The organism is Actinomadura livida, from assembly GCF_014648675.1.
GTDB lineage: Bacteria > Actinomycetota > Actinomycetes > Streptosporangiales > Streptosporangiaceae > Spirillospora > Spirillospora livida.
Map to the genome: position 1 here is coordinate 69,654 of NZ_BMRO01000002.1, position 16,665 is coordinate 86,318.

At 74.6% G+C, this 16,665-nt stretch carries 17 protein-coding genes; 9 read left to right on the forward strand and 8 right to left on the reverse strand.

Features of this window, described 5'->3' with window-relative positions; genetic code table 11:
* The first annotated feature begins 94 nt into the window (after window positions 1-94).
* Window positions 95-1,870 (forward strand): sensor histidine kinase, encoded by a 1,776-nt coding sequence (locus IEZ03_RS03635; protein ID WP_184884058.1) that lies wholly within the window; start codon window positions 95-97, stop codon window positions 1,868-1,870.
* Here IEZ03_RS03635 and IEZ03_RS03640 read toward each other — a convergent pair.
* From IEZ03_RS03640 to IEZ03_RS03655, 4 genes are all read right to left on the reverse strand, one after another.
* The gene (locus IEZ03_RS03640) at window positions 1,867-2,496 is read right to left on the reverse strand and encodes a TetR/AcrR family transcriptional regulator (RefSeq protein ID WP_184884060.1); all 630 of its coding nucleotides are present in this window, start codon (window positions 2,494-2,496) and stop codon (window positions 1,867-1,869) included. The genes IEZ03_RS03635 and IEZ03_RS03640 overlap by 4 nt on opposite strands.
* 13 nt (window positions 2,497-2,509) lie before the next feature.
* On the reverse strand, window positions 2,510-3,406 hold the full coding sequence (locus IEZ03_RS03645) for an oxygenase MpaB family protein (protein WP_184884062.1): 897 nt from the start codon (window positions 3,404-3,406) through the stop codon (window positions 2,510-2,512).
* A 72-nt stretch (window positions 3,407-3,478) separates the two neighbouring features.
* Window positions 3,479-3,883 (reverse strand): STAS domain-containing protein, encoded by a 405-nt coding sequence (locus IEZ03_RS03650; RefSeq protein ID WP_184884064.1) that lies wholly within the window; start codon window positions 3,881-3,883, stop codon window positions 3,479-3,481.
* 86 nt (window positions 3,884-3,969) lie between these two features.
* Complete coding sequence (locus IEZ03_RS03655) at window positions 3,970-4,839, reverse strand: PaaX family transcriptional regulator (RefSeq protein ID WP_229807987.1); 870 nt, start codon at window positions 4,837-4,839, stop codon at window positions 3,970-3,972.
* Between the two features lie 132 nt (window positions 4,840-4,971).
* Here IEZ03_RS03655 and IEZ03_RS03660 point away from each other — a divergent pair, with 132 nt between their 5' ends.
* From IEZ03_RS03660 to IEZ03_RS03685, 6 genes are all read left to right on the forward strand, one after another.
* Entirely contained in the window at window positions 4,972-6,486 is a 1,515-nt protein-coding gene (locus tag IEZ03_RS03660; RefSeq protein ID WP_184884066.1) for an acyl-CoA synthetase, read from the forward strand.
* Window positions 6,483-7,304, forward strand: a complete 822-nt coding sequence (locus IEZ03_RS03665) for an IclR family transcriptional regulator (RefSeq protein WP_184884068.1) — start codon at window positions 6,483-6,485, stop codon at window positions 7,302-7,304. Before IEZ03_RS03660 ends, IEZ03_RS03665 begins: the two co-directional genes overlap by 4 nt.
* 104 nt (window positions 7,305-7,408) lie before the next feature.
* A complete protein-coding gene (locus IEZ03_RS03670) occupies window positions 7,409-8,428 on the forward strand; it encodes an aromatic ring-hydroxylating dioxygenase subunit alpha (RefSeq protein WP_184884070.1) in 1,020 nt (339 codons plus the stop codon).
* A 32-nt stretch (window positions 8,429-8,460) separates the two neighbouring features.
* Entirely contained in the window at window positions 8,461-8,607 is a 147-nt protein-coding gene (locus IEZ03_RS03675) for a hypothetical protein (RefSeq protein WP_221480707.1), read from the forward strand.
* Window positions 8,608-8,655: 48 nt separating this feature from the next.
* Complete coding sequence (locus tag IEZ03_RS03680; protein ID WP_184884074.1) at window positions 8,656-9,714, forward strand: FecCD family ABC transporter permease; 1,059 nt, start codon at window positions 8,656-8,658, stop codon at window positions 9,712-9,714.
* Window positions 9,711-10,754, forward strand: coding sequence for a FecCD family ABC transporter permease (locus tag IEZ03_RS03685; protein WP_229807988.1), 1,044 nt, complete (start codon window positions 9,711-9,713; stop codon window positions 10,752-10,754). The genes IEZ03_RS03680 and IEZ03_RS03685 overlap by 4 nt, the downstream gene beginning before the upstream one ends.
* Before the next feature lie 34 nt (window positions 10,755-10,788).
* On the opposite strand, the gene entS is transcribed toward IEZ03_RS03685, so the two are convergent.
* Window positions 10,789-12,033 (reverse strand): enterobactin transporter EntS, encoded by a 1,245-nt coding sequence (gene entS, locus IEZ03_RS03690; RefSeq protein WP_184884076.1) that lies wholly within the window; start codon window positions 12,031-12,033, stop codon window positions 10,789-10,791.
* A gap of 207 nt (window positions 12,034-12,240) precedes the next feature.
* On the opposite strand from entS, the gene IEZ03_RS03695 reads away from it, so the two are divergent.
* A complete protein-coding gene (locus IEZ03_RS03695) occupies window positions 12,241-13,248 on the forward strand; it encodes an iron-siderophore ABC transporter substrate-binding protein (RefSeq protein ID WP_184884077.1) in 1,008 nt (335 codons plus the stop codon).
* Between the two features lie 57 nt (window positions 13,249-13,305).
* Here the strand turns inward: IEZ03_RS03695 and IEZ03_RS03700 are convergent, their stop codons facing one another.
* Complete coding sequence (locus tag IEZ03_RS03700; RefSeq protein ID WP_184884079.1) at window positions 13,306-14,175, reverse strand: CE1 family esterase; 870 nt, start codon at window positions 14,173-14,175, stop codon at window positions 13,306-13,308.
* A gap of 526 nt (window positions 14,176-14,701) precedes the next feature.
* Between IEZ03_RS03700 and IEZ03_RS03705 the strand changes: the two genes are divergently transcribed.
* Complete coding sequence (locus tag IEZ03_RS03705; RefSeq protein ID WP_184884083.1) at window positions 14,702-15,154, forward strand: MaoC family dehydratase; 453 nt, start codon at window positions 14,702-14,704, stop codon at window positions 15,152-15,154.
* A 9-nt stretch (window positions 15,155-15,163) separates the two neighbouring features.
* Here IEZ03_RS03705 and IEZ03_RS03710 read toward each other — a convergent pair whose 3' ends face one another.
* Both IEZ03_RS03710 and IEZ03_RS03715 read right to left on the reverse strand, forming a co-directional pair.
* The gene (locus IEZ03_RS03710) at window positions 15,164-15,766 is read right to left on the reverse strand and encodes a TetR/AcrR family transcriptional regulator (RefSeq protein ID WP_184884085.1); all 603 of its coding nucleotides are present in this window, start codon (window positions 15,764-15,766) and stop codon (window positions 15,164-15,166) included.
* 136 nt (window positions 15,767-15,902) lie between these two features.
* Window positions 15,903-16,664, reverse strand: a complete 762-nt coding sequence (locus tag IEZ03_RS03715) for a DeoR/GlpR family DNA-binding transcription regulator (RefSeq protein WP_132046085.1) — start codon at window positions 16,662-16,664, stop codon at window positions 15,903-15,905.
* Window position 16,665: the final 1 nt, after the last annotated feature.

The window sequence follows — 16,665 nt, forward strand, 5'->3', positions numbered from 1 at the left end:
CGGCCCGGCACCGAGGACCAGCACGGAGGACCGGCCCGGAGGACCGGCCCGGAGGACCGGCACGCCCTGCCCAGGACGACACGAAGGGACCGCGGTGAGGCCCGTTCCCTGGCGGCCGCCCCTGTGGCTCGGCGCGCGGGTCCGCCGCGCCCTGCTCGCCGGCGCGGCCGTGGCGGCGGGCGCGCTGGCGTGCGGCTGGCCGTACTGGCGCGGGGCGCCCGCGGCCGCCGTGGTGACGCTCGCCTGCTGCGGCGGGTTCGCGATCGCGGGCGGGCTGCTGGCCGCCGGAAGGCTCGGCCGCCGGACGGGCGCGGCGTTCGTCGCCGCCGCGGCGGCGTGGGCGGTCACCTGGTCTGCCGCCTGGGACGCCGGCGTGGGCCCGGTGGTGTCGGTGTTCGCCCAGTCGGTGTTCTTCACCGCGATCGGGATCGGCGTCCTGATGTACCCGGGAGGGCGCCTGGAGGGGTTCGCCGCCCGGGCGTGGACGGGCTCGGCCGTCGTGGTCATGGTCGGCGGCCAGGCCCTGCTGTGCGCCTTCTCGCATCCCGAATGGAACGGGTTCGCCGCCGCGGTGGCCTGGCCGTCGGTGGCGCCCGACTTCGCGGCGTTCCAGGCGGTCCAGCGCGGGCTGACGGCCGTGTCGGCCGGGCTGGCGGGCGGGCTGGTGGTCATCCTGGTGGCGCGGCTGCCGCGGATCGGGCCGCTGGACCGCGCGCTGACCGTCCCGGTCGCGGTGACCGTGACGGTCGGCGTCAGCGGCGCCCTGGCCGTCCAGGGGACGCTCATCGACCACGGCGTGGCGCTGGAGGACGTCATGGGCGTCTACCTCGTCCAGGGGGTCTTCGCCACGACCGTGCCGCTGGCCTTCCTGGGCACGGCGCTGCGCTCCCGGCTGGCCGAGCTGACCGTCGCCGAGCGGATGCAGCGCCTCACCGACCCCGTCTCGGTGGAGAACGTCCGCGACGCCCTGCGCAGCGTCCTGCGCGACGGCACCCTGGAGCTGTGGCTGTGGGCCGGCGGCGGCTACGTCGACGTGACCGGCCGCCGGGTCGACACCTCGCCCGGCGAGGCCCCGGGACGGTGGCGGCACGAGGTCAGGACGTCCGGCGGCAGGCCCCTGGCCGTCGTGGACGTCGACGTCGCGCTCCGCGACCACGAGCCGCTCGTCGAGGCCGCGCTGACCGCCGGGGGCCGCGCGCTGGAGACCGCGCGGCTGGAGGCCGAGGCCCAGGCCACCCTCGAACAGGCCCGCGAGGCCGGGGAGCGGCTCGTCCGCGTCCAGGCGGCCGAGCGCGAGCGGCTCGCCGCCGACCTGCAGCGCAGCGCCCAGCAGCGGCTCCGGGCACTGGAGGGGCTGCTCGCGGAACTGGAGTCCGCGGCGGGCGACCCGCAGGCGCGCGAGCAGGCGCGGATCTGCCGCCGCGAGCTGGCCGAGGCGGTCGCCGAGCTGGACGACCTCGCCCGCGGCGTGCATCCGGCGATCCTCGCCGACGCCGGCCTGGCCCCGGCGATGGAGCTCGTCGCGGCCCGGGCTCCCGTCCCGGTCTCGCTCGACATCCCCGCCGGCCGGTTCCCGCGGGAGATCGAGTCGACACTGTACTTCGCCCTGTGCGAGGCCCTCACCAACGCCGTCAAGCACGCGGGGGCCGGGTCGATCGAGCTGAGCGTCCGCCCCGGGCCGGACCGCATCGCCGCCGAGGTCCGCGACGACGGCGCGGGCGGCGCCGTCCCGTCCCCCCGCGGCGGCCTCGCCGGCCTGACCGACCGCGTCCGCGCCCTCCGCGGCGACGTCACCGTGCACAGCCCGCCCGGTGAGGGCACCACTCTGACGATCATCCTCCCCGCCCCTGTTCCAGGCGGCGACGGCTAGGGGGTCGCGTCGCGGATGATGGGCAGCAGGTAGCGGCGCGCGAAGGTCCGGGCGCCCTCGTCGTCGAGGGGGATGTGCCCGTCGGGGGTCAGCATGAGGGAGTGGGTGAGGCGGATGAGGATCTCGGCGACGACCTCGGGGTCGACGTGCGGCGGCGCGGCGCCGGCCCGCTGGGCGGTGCGCAGGCGCCCGGCGAGGTAGCCGCGGGCCGCCGCCAGCAGCGGGCCGGCCTGCACCGTCGCGTGCGGGAGGAACAGCTCCGGCTCGACGACCATGAGGCGGGTCATCAGGCGCTGCTCCCGGCTGATCCGCAGCGTGACGGCGAAGCCCTCGATCAGCCGCTCCTCCAGGGTCGGCAGGGCCGCGACGGCCTCGTCCAGCTCGGCGAAGAAGCGCCGCGCCTCCCGCAGCAGGACGCCGGTGACCAGGTCGCCCTTGGTGGGGAAGCGGCGGTAGATGGTGGCGCGGCCGAGCCCGCACTCGCGGGCGACGTCGTCCATCGTGGTGCGGCGGGGCCCGTAGGTCTCGAACGACCGCAGCGCGGCGTCCAGGATCCGGTCGGTCTGGGGTTCGCTCTCCGGGCCGCCCGTCAGCAGGCTGCGCAGGAGCTCGTCGTCGCTCGTCATCGTGCGGCCGACTCTAGCCGCCCGGCGCGCGGCGGGCCCTGCGCGCGGCCCGGGCCGCGATGGGGGAGTAGAGCAGCCGCTCGGGCGTCGCGGCGCCCGCCGCGCGCACGCTGCGCGCGAACACGTCGAAGCGGACCTGGTCGGCGGTCGTCCAGGGCAGCCCGAACCGCTCGCGCAGGACGGGCGGGAGCGTCGCGATGCCCGTCCTCCGCAGCACCCGGGACGGGGGGAGCGCGATGCCCGTCCATGCGGCCTTGGGCAGGGGCCACTTCGGGGGCGGCGGCAGCGGCTTCCGGTCGAGTTCGATGAGCAGTTCCACGGTGGAGTTGTTCTCGAGGCGGTTCTCGACCATGTCGCCGAAGTAGTCGCGGAAGGCGGCGGGGTCCTCCGGCAGGTGGCGTTCGGTGATGCCGAGGGCGAGCGCGAGGTCCCGCCACTCCTGGAAGAGCCGCTTCTCCTCGGCGGGCTCCAGCGCGCGTCCGAACACGCGCTGGGTGTGCACCATGCCGTGGTACAGGGTGGCGTGGACCCACAGGTACGCCTCGGGGTTCAGCGCGTGGTAGCGGCGGCCTTCGGCGTCGACGCCCTTGATGTCCTTGTGGATCTCGCGCAGCCGGGCCGCCTCGGTGCGGCCGCGCTCCTCGCCGCGGTACCCGAGGAAGTCGTTCGCCGACTCCAGGGTGCGCATCAGGCGCCCCCAGCGGTCCTCCACGAAGGCGGAGTGGTCGGCGACGCCCGCGCCGACGACGGGGTGCGCGACCTGCAGCAGCAGCGTCGACCTGCTGGTGAACACGCCGCGCCAGTCGCCCGCGTAGCGCCAGGTGAGCGAGGACGGCCCGGGGATCGCGCCCGCCGGGCGGCGCGCCGCCGGTTCCGGCGCGGGGGAGGTGCGGGTGTCGAGGCTTTCCATGGCGGCTCGCCCTCATGAGACGTTAATACAAAAGCCGTATCATCATCTGAATCGGGCGGCAAGGCGGGGCCGTCAGCCCGGACCGGGGCCGTGCAGCGCGGCGACCGCCTCGTCCTGCGTCGGGTGGGCGATGAGGTGGCGGTCCAGGCCGCTGCGCTCGAGGATGGTGCGGAACCGCCGCTCCGGCCGCGCCAGCACGAACTCGCCCCCGGCGCGGTGCGCGCTCTTCCAGAGGACGATCAGCGCGTTGAGGCCCGAGGAGTCGCAGAAGTCGACCTCGCCGACGTCCATGACGACCCGCGGCGGCCCGTCCAGCAGGCGCATGTCGGCGAGGACGTGGTCGCGCAGCTGGTCAGAGGTGAGGATGGTGAGCTCCCCTTCGGCCTCCACGACGAGACAGGAGTTGCGGGTGGTGCTGCGGACGCGCAGCGGTTCGGGAGGGACCGCGCCCGGCGGTCCGTCCGCTCCCAGGGTCATGCCGATCACCTTCCGTTGTCGCAGGCAGGTCGCCTACCCGTGGCGGGGCGGGTCATGCGGGCCGCCGGCGGGAGGCGTCCGGCGGATCAGCGGAGGCGGATGAACTCGATGGCCTCGTCGGCGAGGCGCCGGGCGGGCGGCGCGTAGCGGTCGCGCAGCTCCCGCACCACCCGCTGCGCCCGGATGGCGGGCCAGTCCGCGGGCAGGTGCTGGACGGGGAGCCGGGGGTCGGCGCGGACGAGCTGCAGCCACTCGGTGGTCAGCCACAGGTGCCGGGCGAGGTCGTCGGGGGCGCCGGGCAGCGGGTCGGGGCGGTCCCAGCGGCCGAGGAACGCGCGGTACCCGTCGGCGAGGCCGTCCAGGTCGAACGCCTCGCGCAGCATCCCGGCCACGTCCGTGGGCTGCTCGGCGGCCCCGGCGAAGACCTTGAGGTGGCCGTTCAGGCCGAGCCCGGCGACGATCGGGCGGACGTCCACCCGGGACGGCGCGATCCACGTGCCGTTGCCGAGCGAGCCGAACCCGGCCCAGGTGAGCCGGGCGCGCAGATCGTGGCGGACGCGCTGCCACGACTCGGGCATGGAGAACGCCAGCACCGTCCAGGTACCGTCCCAGTCGTCGTTGAGCACGCCGTGCCGCCAGACGCGGTCCTCGCCGTCCCGCAGGATCTCCTCCGACCGGGGGGTGAGCCCGAAGTGCATGCGCCGGCCGGAGCGGTGCCGCATGAGCAGGCCCCGGCCGACCATGCGGCTCAGCGTCGACCGGACGGCGTGCTCGCCGACGCCGAGTCGCGCGAAGGTCGTGATGAAGCTGCCGGAGAACACCGCGATGTCGCGGCCGAGGACGTAGTTGCCGAGGTAGGTCAGCATCAGCGACTGCGGCCGGAGCCTCGGGTACGGCTCACCGGCCGCCCGCGGCCCCGCCGCGCTGCCCGTGTTCACGCTTCCGGCTCCCGTCATCCCGCCAGCGTAACGACGGCGGCGGGACCTGCCGCCGCGCCCCGGCACAGATCTTCTGCAAAAGATTGACCGCTGTGAAGAATACGCCTAACTTCGCCCGTAGGCCCATCCCTCCGGGAGAGGACAGCCCGAATGCGCAACGAAGGACTCGGGTCCTGGCCGGCCCGCCGCGCCCGCAAGACCCCGCGGGCGGCCGCCCTGGTCCACCAGGGGCGGACGCTCTCCTACGCCGCCCTGCTCGGCCGTGTCGCGCGCCTGGCGCACGCGCTGCGCGGCCTCGGCGTCCGGCCGGGCGACCGGGTCGCCTACCTCGGCCCCAACCATCCGTCCTTCCTGGAGACGCTGTTCGCGACCGGCATGGCGGGCGGCGTCTTCGTCCCGGTCAACACGCGGCTCACCGCCCCCGAGATCGCCTACCAGCTGGCCGATTCGGGCGCGTCGGCACTGGTGTACGGGCCGTCCCACGCAGGGCTGGCGGAGGCCGTCCGCGACGACGCGTCCGCCCGCACGGAGATCGCGGTCGGCGACCGGGGGGAGGGCGGGTACGAGGCGCTCCTCGACGCCGCGCCGGACGAGCCGCTCGACCTTCCCGTGGCGCTCGACGACCCCTGCATGATCATGTACACGTCCGGGACGACCGGGCGGCCCAAGGGCGCGACGCTCACCCACGGCAACATCACCTGGAACGCGGTCAACGTCCTCATCGACCACGATCTGGTGGCGGGGGAGGTGGCGCTGGTCTCCGCGCCGCTGTTCCACACCGCCGGCCTCAACATGCTGACGCTGCCGGTGCTGCTCAAGGGCGGGACGTGCGTGCTGGTCGCCGAGTTCGACCCCGCCGCGACCCTCGATATGATCGCCGAGCACCGGGTCACGTTCATGTTCGGGGTGCCGACGATGTTCCAGCGGGTCGCCGCGGAGCCGGGCTGGGCCGGCGCGGACCTGTCCTCCCTGCGCATCCTCACCTGCGGCGGCGCGCCGGTCCCGCCGTCGCTGATCGAGACGTACCAGAGCCGGGGCCTGACGTTCCTGCAGGGCTACGGGATGACCGAGGCCGCGCCGGGCGCGCTCTTCCTCGACGCCGCGCACGCGGTGTCCAAGGCCGGGTCGGCCGGCGTGCCGCACTTCTTCAGCGACGTGCGCGTGGTCGGTCCCGGCATGGCGGACGTGTCGCCCGGCGAGACCGGTGAGGTCGTCGTGCAGGGGCCGCACGTCATGCGCGGCTACTGGGGCCGTCCGGAAGACACCGCGGCGGTCCTCGCCGGCGGCTGGTTCCGCAGCGGCGACGCCGCCCGCGTCGACGAGGACGGCTACGCCTACATCGTCGACCGGATCAAGGACGTCATCATCTCCGGGGGCGAGAACGTGTACCCGGCCGAGGTGGAGAACGCGATCCTCGCCGACCCCGGCGTGCAGGACTGCGCGGTCATCGGCGTCCCGGACGACACGTGGGGCGAGGTCGGCCGGGCGGTCATCGTCCCGCGCCCCGGCGCGGAAGTTGACCCGGGCAAGGTCCTCGGCGCGCTGGCCGGACGGCTCGCCCGCTACAAGATCCCCAAGTCCGCGGTGCTGGCCGGCGAGATCCCCCGCAACGCCGCCGGGAAGATCCTCAAGGCGCGGCTGCGCGAGGAGCACGGCATGCCATGACGGCACGCGAGCCGCCGGCGTCCGCCGGGCCCCGGGGCGGCGGGCGCCCGACCGTCACCAGCCGCGTGCTGGACATCCTGGAGGCGTTCTCCGCCGAGAGCGCCGCGCTGAACATCACGCAGATCGCCCGCCGCGCCGGGCTGCCGCTGTCCACCGCGCACCGGCTGGTCGGCGAGCTGACCCGCTGGGGCGCCCTGGAACGCGACGGCGGCGGCCTGTACCGGATCGGGCTGCGGCTCTTCGAGGTCGCCGCGCTCGCGCCCCGGGGCTTCGCGCTGCGCGAGGCCGCGATGCCGTTCCTGGAGGACCTCTACGAGGCGACGCACGAGAACGTCCACCTCGCCGTCCTGGACGGCCTGGAGGTCGTCTACATCGAGCGGATCTCCGCCCGCGACGCCGTGCACGTCCTGTCCCGCGTCGGGGGGCGCTGGCCCGCCCACGCGACGGGCGTCGGCCTCGCGATGCTCGCGCACGCCGACACCGCCCTCCAGGAGCGCGCGATCGCGGGTCCCCTGCGCGGCTTCACCGACAAGACGATCACGTCCGGGCCGCGGCTGCGGCGCGTCCTCGCCGAGGTCCGCCGGACGGGCGTCGCGGTCAGCGACGGCCAGGTCGAGACGTTCGCGCTGTCGGTCGGGGCGCCCGTCTTCGGCCCGGACGACGGCGTCGTCGCGGCCGTCGCGATCGTCGTCCCGTCCGACGGCTGGGACGCGCGGGCGCTGATACCGGTCGTCCGCGCCAGCGCCCGCGGCATCTCCCGGGCGCTCGGCGCCCCCCGCGCGCTGCGCCCTCCGGAGACCGCGCTGCACGGCCGCTGACGGGCGGTTCTTCCGTTGGACGGAATCGCTGTGGCCCGCCTCGCCGCGGTGCCGGGATGGTCGGAACGACCCTGTCCACCCGCCGTCCTCCGGAGGAGCGCCCCATGGTCTTCGCACGCAACCAGTGGTACGTGGCCGCCTACAGCCAGGAGGTGGGCGACGGCCTCCTCGCCCGGACCGTCTGCGGCGAACCCCTCGTCCTGTACCGGACCCGGGCGGGGGAGGCGGTCGCGCTCACCGACCGCTGCGTGCACCGCCGCTTCCCGCTGTCGGAGAGCAACCGGGACGGCGACGACATCGTCTGCGGCTACCACGGGTTCACCTACGCGCCCGACGGGGTGTGCGTCGCCGTTCCGGGGCAGACGCGCGTTCCCCGCACCGCCCGCGTCCCCGCGTTCCAGATCGTCGAGCAGGACTCGCTCGTCTGGGTCTGGATCGGCGAAGGGGAGGGTGACGCGAAGGCCATCCCGCGCGCCCCGTGGCTGGACTCGCCCGGCTACGTGACCGTCCGCGGGATGGAGCACCTCGACGCCCGCTACGAACTGCTGGTCGACAACCTGCTCGACCTGTCCCACGAGACGTACCTGCACGCGGGCTACATCGGCACGCCCGAGGTGGCGCAGACCCCCATCACCACCGAGGTGGACGAGGACGCGGGCGTCATCTACGTGAGCCGCCGCATGAAGGACGTCGAGTGCCCGTCCTTCTACCGCGAGTCCACGGGCATCGAGGGCCGCATCGACCGGTGGCAGGACATCGAGTACCACCCGCCGTGCCTGTACCTCCTGCACAGCCGCATCGCCCCGACCGGCATCGAGCCCGGCCCGGACGGCGACGACCCGAGGGCCTGCCACGCCGAGATCGTCTACGCCATCACGCCGGAGACCGAGACCACCACGCACGACTTCTGGATGGTCGCCCGCGACTTCGCCCTCGACGACGAGGGCGTCTCGGAGTTCCTCGCCGAGAGCAACCGGACGGTCGTCCTCCAGGACGTGGAGGCGCTGAACACCCTGGAGAAGGTGATCGCCACCGAGCCGGAGGGCTACCAGGAGCTGTCCATCAACATCGACACCGGCGGCCTCGCCGCGCGCCGCATCCTGCAGCGGCAGACCGCCCGATGAGCCCGGCCGGCCCGGTGATCCCTGCTCGCCCGGTGAGCGGCGGGCGGCTGCGGGTGGAGTGGTCGCCGGGGTCGGACCGCCTCACCGGCATCTGCCACTGCGGCGCCCGGCGCACCGCCGAGGACCCGGCCGAGATCTGGACGTGGCTCCTCGCCCACCCCGGCCACGGGACCCCGTGATCCACACCGCCGTCGCCCGGCCTGGTTAGCTTAGGCTACCCTTACGCCGTGCTGTCCCCCGTGCGGAAACCACCGCCCTCACCTGCGCAGGCGGACGGGCCGCCCGGCGCTCACCGCCGGGCGTACCGGTGGTGGCTCGCCGCGCTGGCGGCCGCGCTGCTGGCGGCGATCGCCGCCAGCCTCGCGATCGGCGCCGGCGACGTCCCGCTCGGGCGGGTGCTGCCCGGCGTGCTCTCCCCGGACGACGACTCGCGCGCCGAGCTGATCGTCCACGAGCTGCGGCTGCCCCGGACGCTCCTCGGGATCGCGGTGGGCACGGCGCTCGGGCTCGCCGGCGCCGTCATGCAGGCGCTCACCCGCAATCCGCTCGCCGAACCGGGCCTGCTCGGCGTGAACGGCGGGGCGGCGCTCGCGGTCGTCATCGTCATCGGCGCGTTCCAGGTGGACGACCCGCTCGTCTACGTGTGGGCGGCGTTCGCCGGCGCGGCGGGCGCCGCCGCGCTGGTCTACATGATCGGGGCGCGGGGGAGGGGCGGCGCGTCGCCCGGGCGGCTGGTGCTCGCCGGCGCCGCGGTCAACGCCGTGTTCAGCGCGCTGACGGCCGGGGTGATGCTGCTCAGCCCGCAGAGCTTCAACGGCTTCCGGTTCTGGCAGGTCGGCTCCGTCGGCGCCCGGGACATCTCCGTCTTCGTGCGCATCCTCCCGTTCGTCGTCGCCGGGACGGCGCTGGCGCTGCTGCTCGCCCGCCCGCTGAACGCGCTCGCCCTGGGCGACGAGGCGGGCCGCGCCCTCGGCTCCAGCCCCGGGCGGACCCGCGCGCTCGGCGCCCTCGCGATCGTGGTGCTGTGCGGCGCCGCGACGGCCGCGGCCGGGCCGATCCTGTTCCTCGGGCTGGCCGTCCCGTTCATCGTCCGCGCCATGGTCGGCCCCGACCAGCGGCGCGTGCTGCCGTGCTCGCTGCTGCTCGCCCCCGTCCTGCTGCTGTCCGCCGACGTCATCGGCCGCGTCGTCACGCCCGGCGAGCTGGAGACCGGGATCGTCACCGCGTTCCTCGGCGCGCCGCTGTTCGCGCTGATGGTCCGGCGGGGAAGGACGCGCGACCTGTGAAGGCCGACCTGAAGCCGCGGGTCCTGCGGGCGGGCTCGCTCTCGGTGCGCTGGGAGCCGCGGGCACTGGCCGTGTGCGCGGTGCTGGCGGCGGTCGCGGCCGGCGCCGCCGTCCTTGTCGTCGGCTCCGGTGAGTTCCCCATCGCACCGCGGGACGTGCTGCTCGCCCTCCTCGGGCAGGGCGACCGCGCCACCGAGTTCATCGTCACCACCCTGCGGCTGCCGCGCGCCGTCACCGGCCTCCTCGCCGGGCTGGCCTTCGGGCTCAGCGGCGCCGTCTTCCAGAGCATCTCCCGCAACCCGCTCGGCAGCCCCGACATCATCGGCTTCACGCAGGGCTCGGCGACGGGCGCGCTGCTGCAGATCCTCGTGCTCGGCGGCGGCGCCGTCGCCATCACGACCAGCTCGGCGGCGGGCGCCGTGCTGACCGCCCTCGCCGTCTACGCGGTCGCCTACCGCAGGGGCGGCGGCGTCCACGGCGTCCGGCTGGTGCTCATCGGCGTGGCCGCGGCGGCGATGCTGCAGGCGGCGAACTTCTACCTGCTCACCCGCGCGGAGCTGCGCGAGGGGTACGAGGCCGCGTTCTGGCTGACCGGCAGCCTGAACGGGCGGGACTGGAGCCAGGCCGTCCCGCTCGGCATCGCGCTGGCCGTCCTCGTCCCGGCGGCGCTGCTGCTCGCCCGCCCCCTCGGCATGGGCGAGCTGGGCGACGACACCGCGCGGGCCCTCGGCGTGCCCGTCCAGCGGACGCGGGCGCTGCTCACGGCCGCCGGCGTCGGCCTCGTCGCCGCCGCGACGGCCGCGGTGGGGCCGGTCCCGTTCGTCGCGCTCGTCGCGCCGCAGCTCGCCAGGCGGCTGACCCGGCGCCCCGGCGCGCAGCTGCTGCCGGCCGCGCTCACCGGCGCCGCGCTGCTGGCCGCGTCCGACCTCGTCTCACTCCACCTGCCGGTCGCGATGCCCGTCGGCATCGTCACCGGCGTCCTCGGCGGCGTCTACCTGGCGTGGCTGCTGTCGGCGACCGCGCGGAAGGGGACGACGTGACCGGACCTGGCGGGCCCGGCGGGCGCCGGCGCCGTCAGCCCGGCTTCGGGTCCGGACGCAGCGTCGCGGTCCGCAGGCCGGTGAGGGTGACGGCCAGCGCGAGCGCGAGCACGGCGCTGACCGTCCCGTAGACCACGATCGCGGCGCCCGGAGCCAGGTAACGGCCCATGGCCCCCGCCCCCAGTGCCCCGATGGCGCCGCCACCGGTCTCCTGCGCGGCCCACAGCGCGTTCACGCGCCCCAGGTGGGAGTCAGGCGTATGGGACTGGATCAGCCCGTACCGCAGGATCTCCTCGACCGACTCCACGAACCCGTACGCGAACAGGATCGTGACCGCCAGCGCCGGATGCCGGGCCAGGCCGAGGCACGCCAGCGCGGCGAAGCCGGCGACGGACGCGACGAGCAGCGCCATGCCCGGCGCCCGCACCGTCCCGGCCCACCCGCTCGTGACGGACGCGAGCACAGCACCGCACGCGGGAGCGGCGAACAGCAACCCGACCGTGGTGGCGCCGCCGTCCAGGCTCTGCGTCGCGAACGCGGGCATCAGCACCGGAATGCCGCCCGCGACCATGAACAGCGTCCCGAGCAGCATGAGCGAGCCGACGACCCGGTGCGAGACCACGAAGCGGAACCCGTCCCCGATGGCCCGCAGCGGGTTCTCGCCCTCGTTCACCACCTCCGGGCGCAGCGGCGGGAGCCGCGTCAGGAGCGCGATCGTGCCGAGCGTCCCGGCAGCCGCGGCCGCGTAGTTCCACCCGACCCCGAACCCCGCCACCACGAGCCCGCCGAGCGCGGGCGAGACCATCGACCCGAGCCGCACGGTCAGCGCGTTGAGCGCCCCCGCCGCGACGAGCTTGTCCGGCGCGACCAGCGCCGGCGTCGCGGCCAGCAGGGCGGTGACGCTGACCCCGGTGGCGAGCCCGTCCCACGCCGCCAGCAGATAGACGGCGGCGACGGACGGGGCCGGCAGGAACGCGTTGAGCGCCAGCAGCGCGAACCCGATCCCCGCGGCGGTCCGCGCCCGCAGCATCAGGCGCCGCCGGTCGTACCGGTCGGCCAGCACCCCGCCCCACAGGAACCCGGCGAGCAGCGCGAACCCCTCGGCCCCGGCGACGGCGCCGACGTGCACCGTCGACCCGGTCAGCGCGTAGACCTGCAGGGGGACCGCCACCGCCAGCATGCCGATCCCGAAGACCGAAACCGTGCGCGCCACGAACACGTCCCGGAACGCCTTGCTGTCCCGCAGGGGGCTGACGTCCATGGCCACACGCCGCAGCATTACCGGGGTTCTCCTCTGCCGATGATCGATCGAGGGGAGCCTAGCCCCGGCTGATCTGCGGTGAGAGGGCGGCCCGGCGCGGCGGACGGGGCCCGGGCCCGTGAGCCGGGTCATGCGATCAGGATCTTGAAGATTTAGGTGAGGCTAACCTAAGATCACGCCGACCATAAATATGATTCTGGAAGGCCCGGTCCTCTTATGCGCACCATGATGCGGCGTGCCGCCATTACCGCGGCGCTCGTCCTCAGCCTGGGTACGGCCGCCGCGTGCGGCGACGACGAACCGGCGGGGGAGGGCGCCGGCGGGGCGGGCGGCGGGGCCTTCCCCGTGACGGTCACGCACAAGCTCGGCACCGCCACGATCGAGTCCGAGCCGAAGCGGATCGTCGCGCTGGGGGAGATCGACCAGGACGTGCTGCTCGCGCTCGGCGTCACGCCCGTCGGCATGGCCGAGCTGACCGGCGTGCAGGACGACGGGCTCGCCCCCTGGAACGCTCCGAAGATCACCGGTGCGCGGCCCAAGCTGCTGAAGGCGGGCGAGGCCGGGCACAACCTGGAGGAGGTCGCGGCGCTGCGGCCCGACCTGATCCTGGCCGCCGGCGACTTCTACATCGACAAGGAGTACGAGAAGCTCTCCAAGCTCGCGCCGACCGTCGCGTACGAGACCGGGCCCGCCGAGGACGCGTGGCAGCAGATCACCCTCCAGGTCGCCAAGGCCATCGGCCGGCCCGACGACGGCAGGGAGCTGGTCGGCAAAGTGGACGGCCAGATCGCCCAGGTCAAGGAGAAGCACCCCGAGCTGAAGGGCCGGACGTTCGCGTTCACCAGCGTCTTCCCGAACGGGAACATCGCGGTGATGAAGTCCCGCGAGGACACCAGCGCCAAGCTGCTCGGCCAGTTCGGGATGGAGCTGCCCGAGTCGCTGGAGAGGCTCCCCGGTGACGGTTTCGCCGCCGAGCTCAGCATGGAGAAGATCTCGGTGCTCGACGTGGACGTGCTGATCAGCCACCACAACGACGACCCGGCCACGAAGAAGCGGATCGAGGAGAGCAAGCTGTTCGCCGACCTGGCGGTCGTCGAGCGCGGCTCCTACGTGCCGGTCAGCCTCCAGGAGTTCTGGCCGCTGCGCACGCCGACCCCGCTGTCGGTTCCCCACCTGATCGAGCAGGTCGTCCCGAAGATCGCCGCGGCCGCGGCCAAGGCCGAGTCCGCCTGAACCCGGCTGAGCGCGCCTGAGCACGGCGGGGTCCGGCCGGACCCCGCCGTGCTCGGCTCAGGCCGTCTTGGGCAGCGACGGGCGGGCGGTGAAGAAGTCGAGCATCAGGCCGCTGGCGTAACCGGGCCACTCGTGGCCGCCCTGCTGCTCCGTGCAGAGCGCGACGACGCGCGGTCCGGGGCCGGTGCCGACGCAGCCGTCCGGGCCGCCGGTCACCGGCCACGACAGCGCGGGCAGCCGGTTCAGCCACCGCCAGTACTCCATGGTGACCTGGACGGAGAAGAACGGGAACTCCACGCCCGCGTCCATGTTCCCGCCGCCGTGGTAGGGGACGGACGGATCCCAGGTCCCGTGGAACGCCAGCACCGACGTGGGGTGGGCGGGCGTGCAGCCGATGGCGAGGGCGCCCGACACCACCGCGATGCCGGCGACCCTCGCCGAGCGCTCGCACGCGTAGCGGTAGGCCATGCCGCCGCCGTTGGAGAACCCGGTCACGAAGACCCGGCGCGGGTCGGCCACGCGCTGCTCCACCAGCGTGTCGATCAGCTCGTCGAGGAACGCGACGTCGTCGACCCCGGCCCAGCGGGCGAACCAGCAGCACGCCCCCGCGTTCCACGTGCCGAGGAGGCCCTCGGGGTAGGCGACGGCGTAGCCGGCCTCGTCGGCGGCCTCGTCCAGGCCGCTCTGCCTGCGGACGTACTCCGGATCGTTCAGGCCGCCGTGGAGCGCCACGACGAGCGGCACCGGCTCGCGCGGCCTCCGTTCCGGCGGGAGGTGCAGGAGGTAGGGGCGGTTCCAGTCGCCCATGGCGATCGTGTGCTCGGACGTTCCTGGAGCGTCGTCGGACGCCCCGGCGGGCAGGGGGTGGGCGCCGAGCGTCGCGAGAAGGGTCGCGACGATCGTCGCCGCCCGCGCGGCGATCTTCATAGCGCAGATCTAACGCGCGCGGCGCCGCCGCCGCTACGTACGCGCGCGCACAAAAACCGAGTTCGTTTTGTGGTCTGATGTACAGCTTGCCCACGTTCCGGCACGTCGCTGCGATTTCGCCCTCTGCAGCCCGGTGTCGCCCCCGTCCGAGGGGCGCGGCTGGGACACTGGTCCCCGGAACCGGTGCCGGGACGCGCGCCCTGGCGGGCCATGGGCGGCACCGGCCGAACGGCGGCGTGCGTGACGCATCACGGCGCGCGGGCGCTGTGCATGGTGAGCCGGAGGCGTGGCGGTGCCGGCGGGCCGTGTGCAGGAGGGGGGTCCGCGCGTCAGCCGCACGCGCCGGCGACCTGCCGGCGGGCCGGAGGGCCTCGCGGCGCCGGGGCGGACGCCGCGGGGCCGTCCCGCCCGCCGGCCGGGGACGGTCCGCGCGCTGCGGGCCGTCCATCCCGGACCGTTGCATACCAACCGGTCGGTATGTTGAGATCTGAGGGTCACGGCAGGTGTCTTTCACGGAGGTCGCGGGATGCGGACGTTCAGCGGAGTGGACGAGCTGGAGAAGGCCGTCGGCGGTCACCTGGGCCACAGCGAGTGGCACACGATCACGCAGGAGCGGGTCGACCTGTTCGCCGACGCGACCGGCGACCACCAGTGGATCCACGTCGACGCCGAGCGGGCGGCGCGGGGCCCCTTCGGCGGGACGATCGCGCACGGCTACCTGACGCTGTCGCTGCTCCCCATGCTCGCGTCCGAGATCTACCGGGTCGAGGGCCTGTCGATGGGCGTCAACTACGGCTCGGACAAGGTCCGCTTCCCCGCGCCGGTGCCGGTCGGCTCGCGCATCCGCGCGGGCGCCGAGCTGCTGTCGCTGGAGCGGGGGCCGGCCGGGGCGCGCGCCAAGGTCCGCGTGACGATCGAGCGCGAGGGGGGCGACAAGCCCGTCTGCGTCGCCGAGATCCTCTCCCTGCTGGTCGAGTGACCCGCCCGGTCAGTTCCTGAGGCCGTTCAGGAAGAGATCGACGTAGTGCTCGCTGATGGCGGCCGTGTCGAGGGGGCCGTCCTGGCGGTACCAGGTGCCGATCTGGTGGACGGTGCCGAAGAAGAAGTGCACCGCGATGCCGGCGGGCGTGCGGCCGCGGAACGCGCCCTCGCGCTGGCCCTCCTCGACGAGGGCGCGGAAGCGCTCGTGGTAGCGGCGGCGCTCGGCCCGGACGGCCTCGCGGTGGTCGCGGGACAGCAGGTGTGTGGAGCGGAAGAAGACGGTGAAGTCGTCCAGGTGCCGGAACGAGGTGTCGAGGACGTCGACGGCCGCCGCGCGGAGCCGCTCACCCGCGCTGCCGGGGCCGTCCGCGATGCGCTCCAGGCGTGACATCTGCAGCCGCAGGAGCCGGTGGTAGATCTCGTAGAGGAGGTCGTCCTTCGAGCCGAAGTAGTGGTACATCGCGCCCTTGGTGACGCCCGCCGCGTCCACGATCTCCTGGACCGAGGTGTTCTCGAAGCCCTTCTCGGCGAACATGCGCGTCGCGACGGCGAGCAGCCTGCCGGGGAGGGGCAGGTCGCCGGTGGCCTCGTGCGCGGGCGCCCGCGTCATGCTCTGCCTCCGTCCGGGATCGGCCGGAGTGTCCCTCCGACCCCGGCGCGGCGCCGACAGCCTACCGGCAGGCGGGGCGGCCCGCCGCCGCGCCCGACCCGGCGGCCCGCCCGGTCGCGGGGCTCGCCGGCGGGGGTCACGCCCGGATGATCTCCGGTCCCGCGGCGGCCAGGTCGGCGGCCAGGTCGGTGTCCAGTCCGGTGTCGGTGATGAGCACGTCGATGTCGGCCAGCCCGGCGAACCGCACCAGGTGGTCGTGCCCGATCTTGGTGCGGTCCGCCAGCAGCACCCGGCGCCGCGACGAGGCGATCATCGCCCGCTTCACCGCGGCCTCGGCCTGGTCGGAGGTGGTCAGCCCGCGCTCGGCCGAGCAGCCGTTGGTCGCCATGAACGCGACGTCCACCCACAGGTCGGCCAGCGGGCGCAGCACCCAGTCGTCCACGGTGGCGAGCGTCCGGGCGCGCACCCGCCCGCCGAGGATGATCACGGTGAGGTTGGGGCGGGCGGCCAGCACCGAGGCGTGCGGCGGCGAGTTCACGATCACGGTCAGCTCGCGGTCGGCCGGCAGCAGCTGGACGAACCGCGCGGTGGTCGTGCCGGCGTCCACGATGATCGAGCCCTCGTCGGGCAGTTCCGCCAGCGCGGCCTTGGCGATGCGCTGCTTCTCCTCGGTCATCACGGCGTCCCGCGCCGCGAGCTCCGGCTCGAAGCCGAGCCGCTCGACCGGCATCGCGCCGCCGTGCACGCGCCGGACCGTCCCGGCCCGCTCCAGGACGGTCAGGTCGCGGCGGATCGTCTCGGTGGTGACCGAGAACTCCTCGGCCAGCGCGACCACGTCCACCCGGCCCTTGGAGCGCGCCAGCGCGAGGATCGCCTGCTGTCGTTCTTCGGCGTACATG

What these genes read in the sequence shown, in the direction of transcription:
- IEZ03_RS03640 (WP_184884060.1), bottom strand. Translation starts at nt 2,496, where the DNA reads ATGACGAGCGACGACGAGCTCCTGCGCAGCCTGCTGACGGGCGGCCCG.
- IEZ03_RS03645 (WP_184884062.1), bottom strand. Translation starts at nt 3,406, where the DNA reads ATGGAAAGCCTCGACACCCGCACCTCCCCCGCGCCGGAACCGGCGGCG.
- IEZ03_RS03650 (WP_184884064.1), bottom strand. Translation starts at nt 3,883, where the DNA reads ATGACCCTGGGAGCGGACGGACCGCCGGGCGCGGTCCCTCCCGAACCG.
- IEZ03_RS03655 (WP_229807987.1), bottom strand. Translation starts at nt 4,839, where the DNA reads ATGACGGGAGCCGGAAGCGTGAACACGGGCAGCGCGGCGGGGCCGCGG.
- IEZ03_RS03660 (WP_184884066.1), top strand. Translation starts at nt 4,972, where the DNA reads ATGCGCAACGAAGGACTCGGGTCCTGGCCGGCCCGCCGCGCCCGCAAG.
- IEZ03_RS03665 (WP_184884068.1), top strand. Translation starts at nt 6,483, where the DNA reads ATGACGGCACGCGAGCCGCCGGCGTCCGCCGGGCCCCGGGGCGGCGGG.
- IEZ03_RS03670 (WP_184884070.1), top strand. Translation starts at nt 7,409, where the DNA reads ATGGTCTTCGCACGCAACCAGTGGTACGTGGCCGCCTACAGCCAGGAG.
- entS (WP_184884076.1), bottom strand. Translation starts at nt 12,033, where the DNA reads ATGCTGCGGCGTGTGGCCATGGACGTCAGCCCCCTGCGGGACAGCAAG.
- IEZ03_RS03695 (WP_184884077.1), top strand. Translation starts at nt 12,241, where the DNA reads ATGATGCGGCGTGCCGCCATTACCGCGGCGCTCGTCCTCAGCCTGGGT.
- IEZ03_RS03700 (WP_184884079.1), bottom strand. Translation starts at nt 14,175, where the DNA reads ATGAAGATCGCCGCGCGGGCGGCGACGATCGTCGCGACCCTTCTCGCG.
- IEZ03_RS03705 (WP_184884083.1), top strand. Translation starts at nt 14,702, where the DNA reads ATGCGGACGTTCAGCGGAGTGGACGAGCTGGAGAAGGCCGTCGGCGGT.
- IEZ03_RS03710 (WP_184884085.1), bottom strand. Translation starts at nt 15,766, where the DNA reads ATGACGCGGGCGCCCGCGCACGAGGCCACCGGCGACCTGCCCCTCCCC.
- IEZ03_RS03715 (WP_132046085.1), bottom strand. Translation starts at nt 16,664, where the DNA reads ATGTACGCCGAAGAACGACAGCAGGCGATCCTCGCGCTGGCGCGCTCC.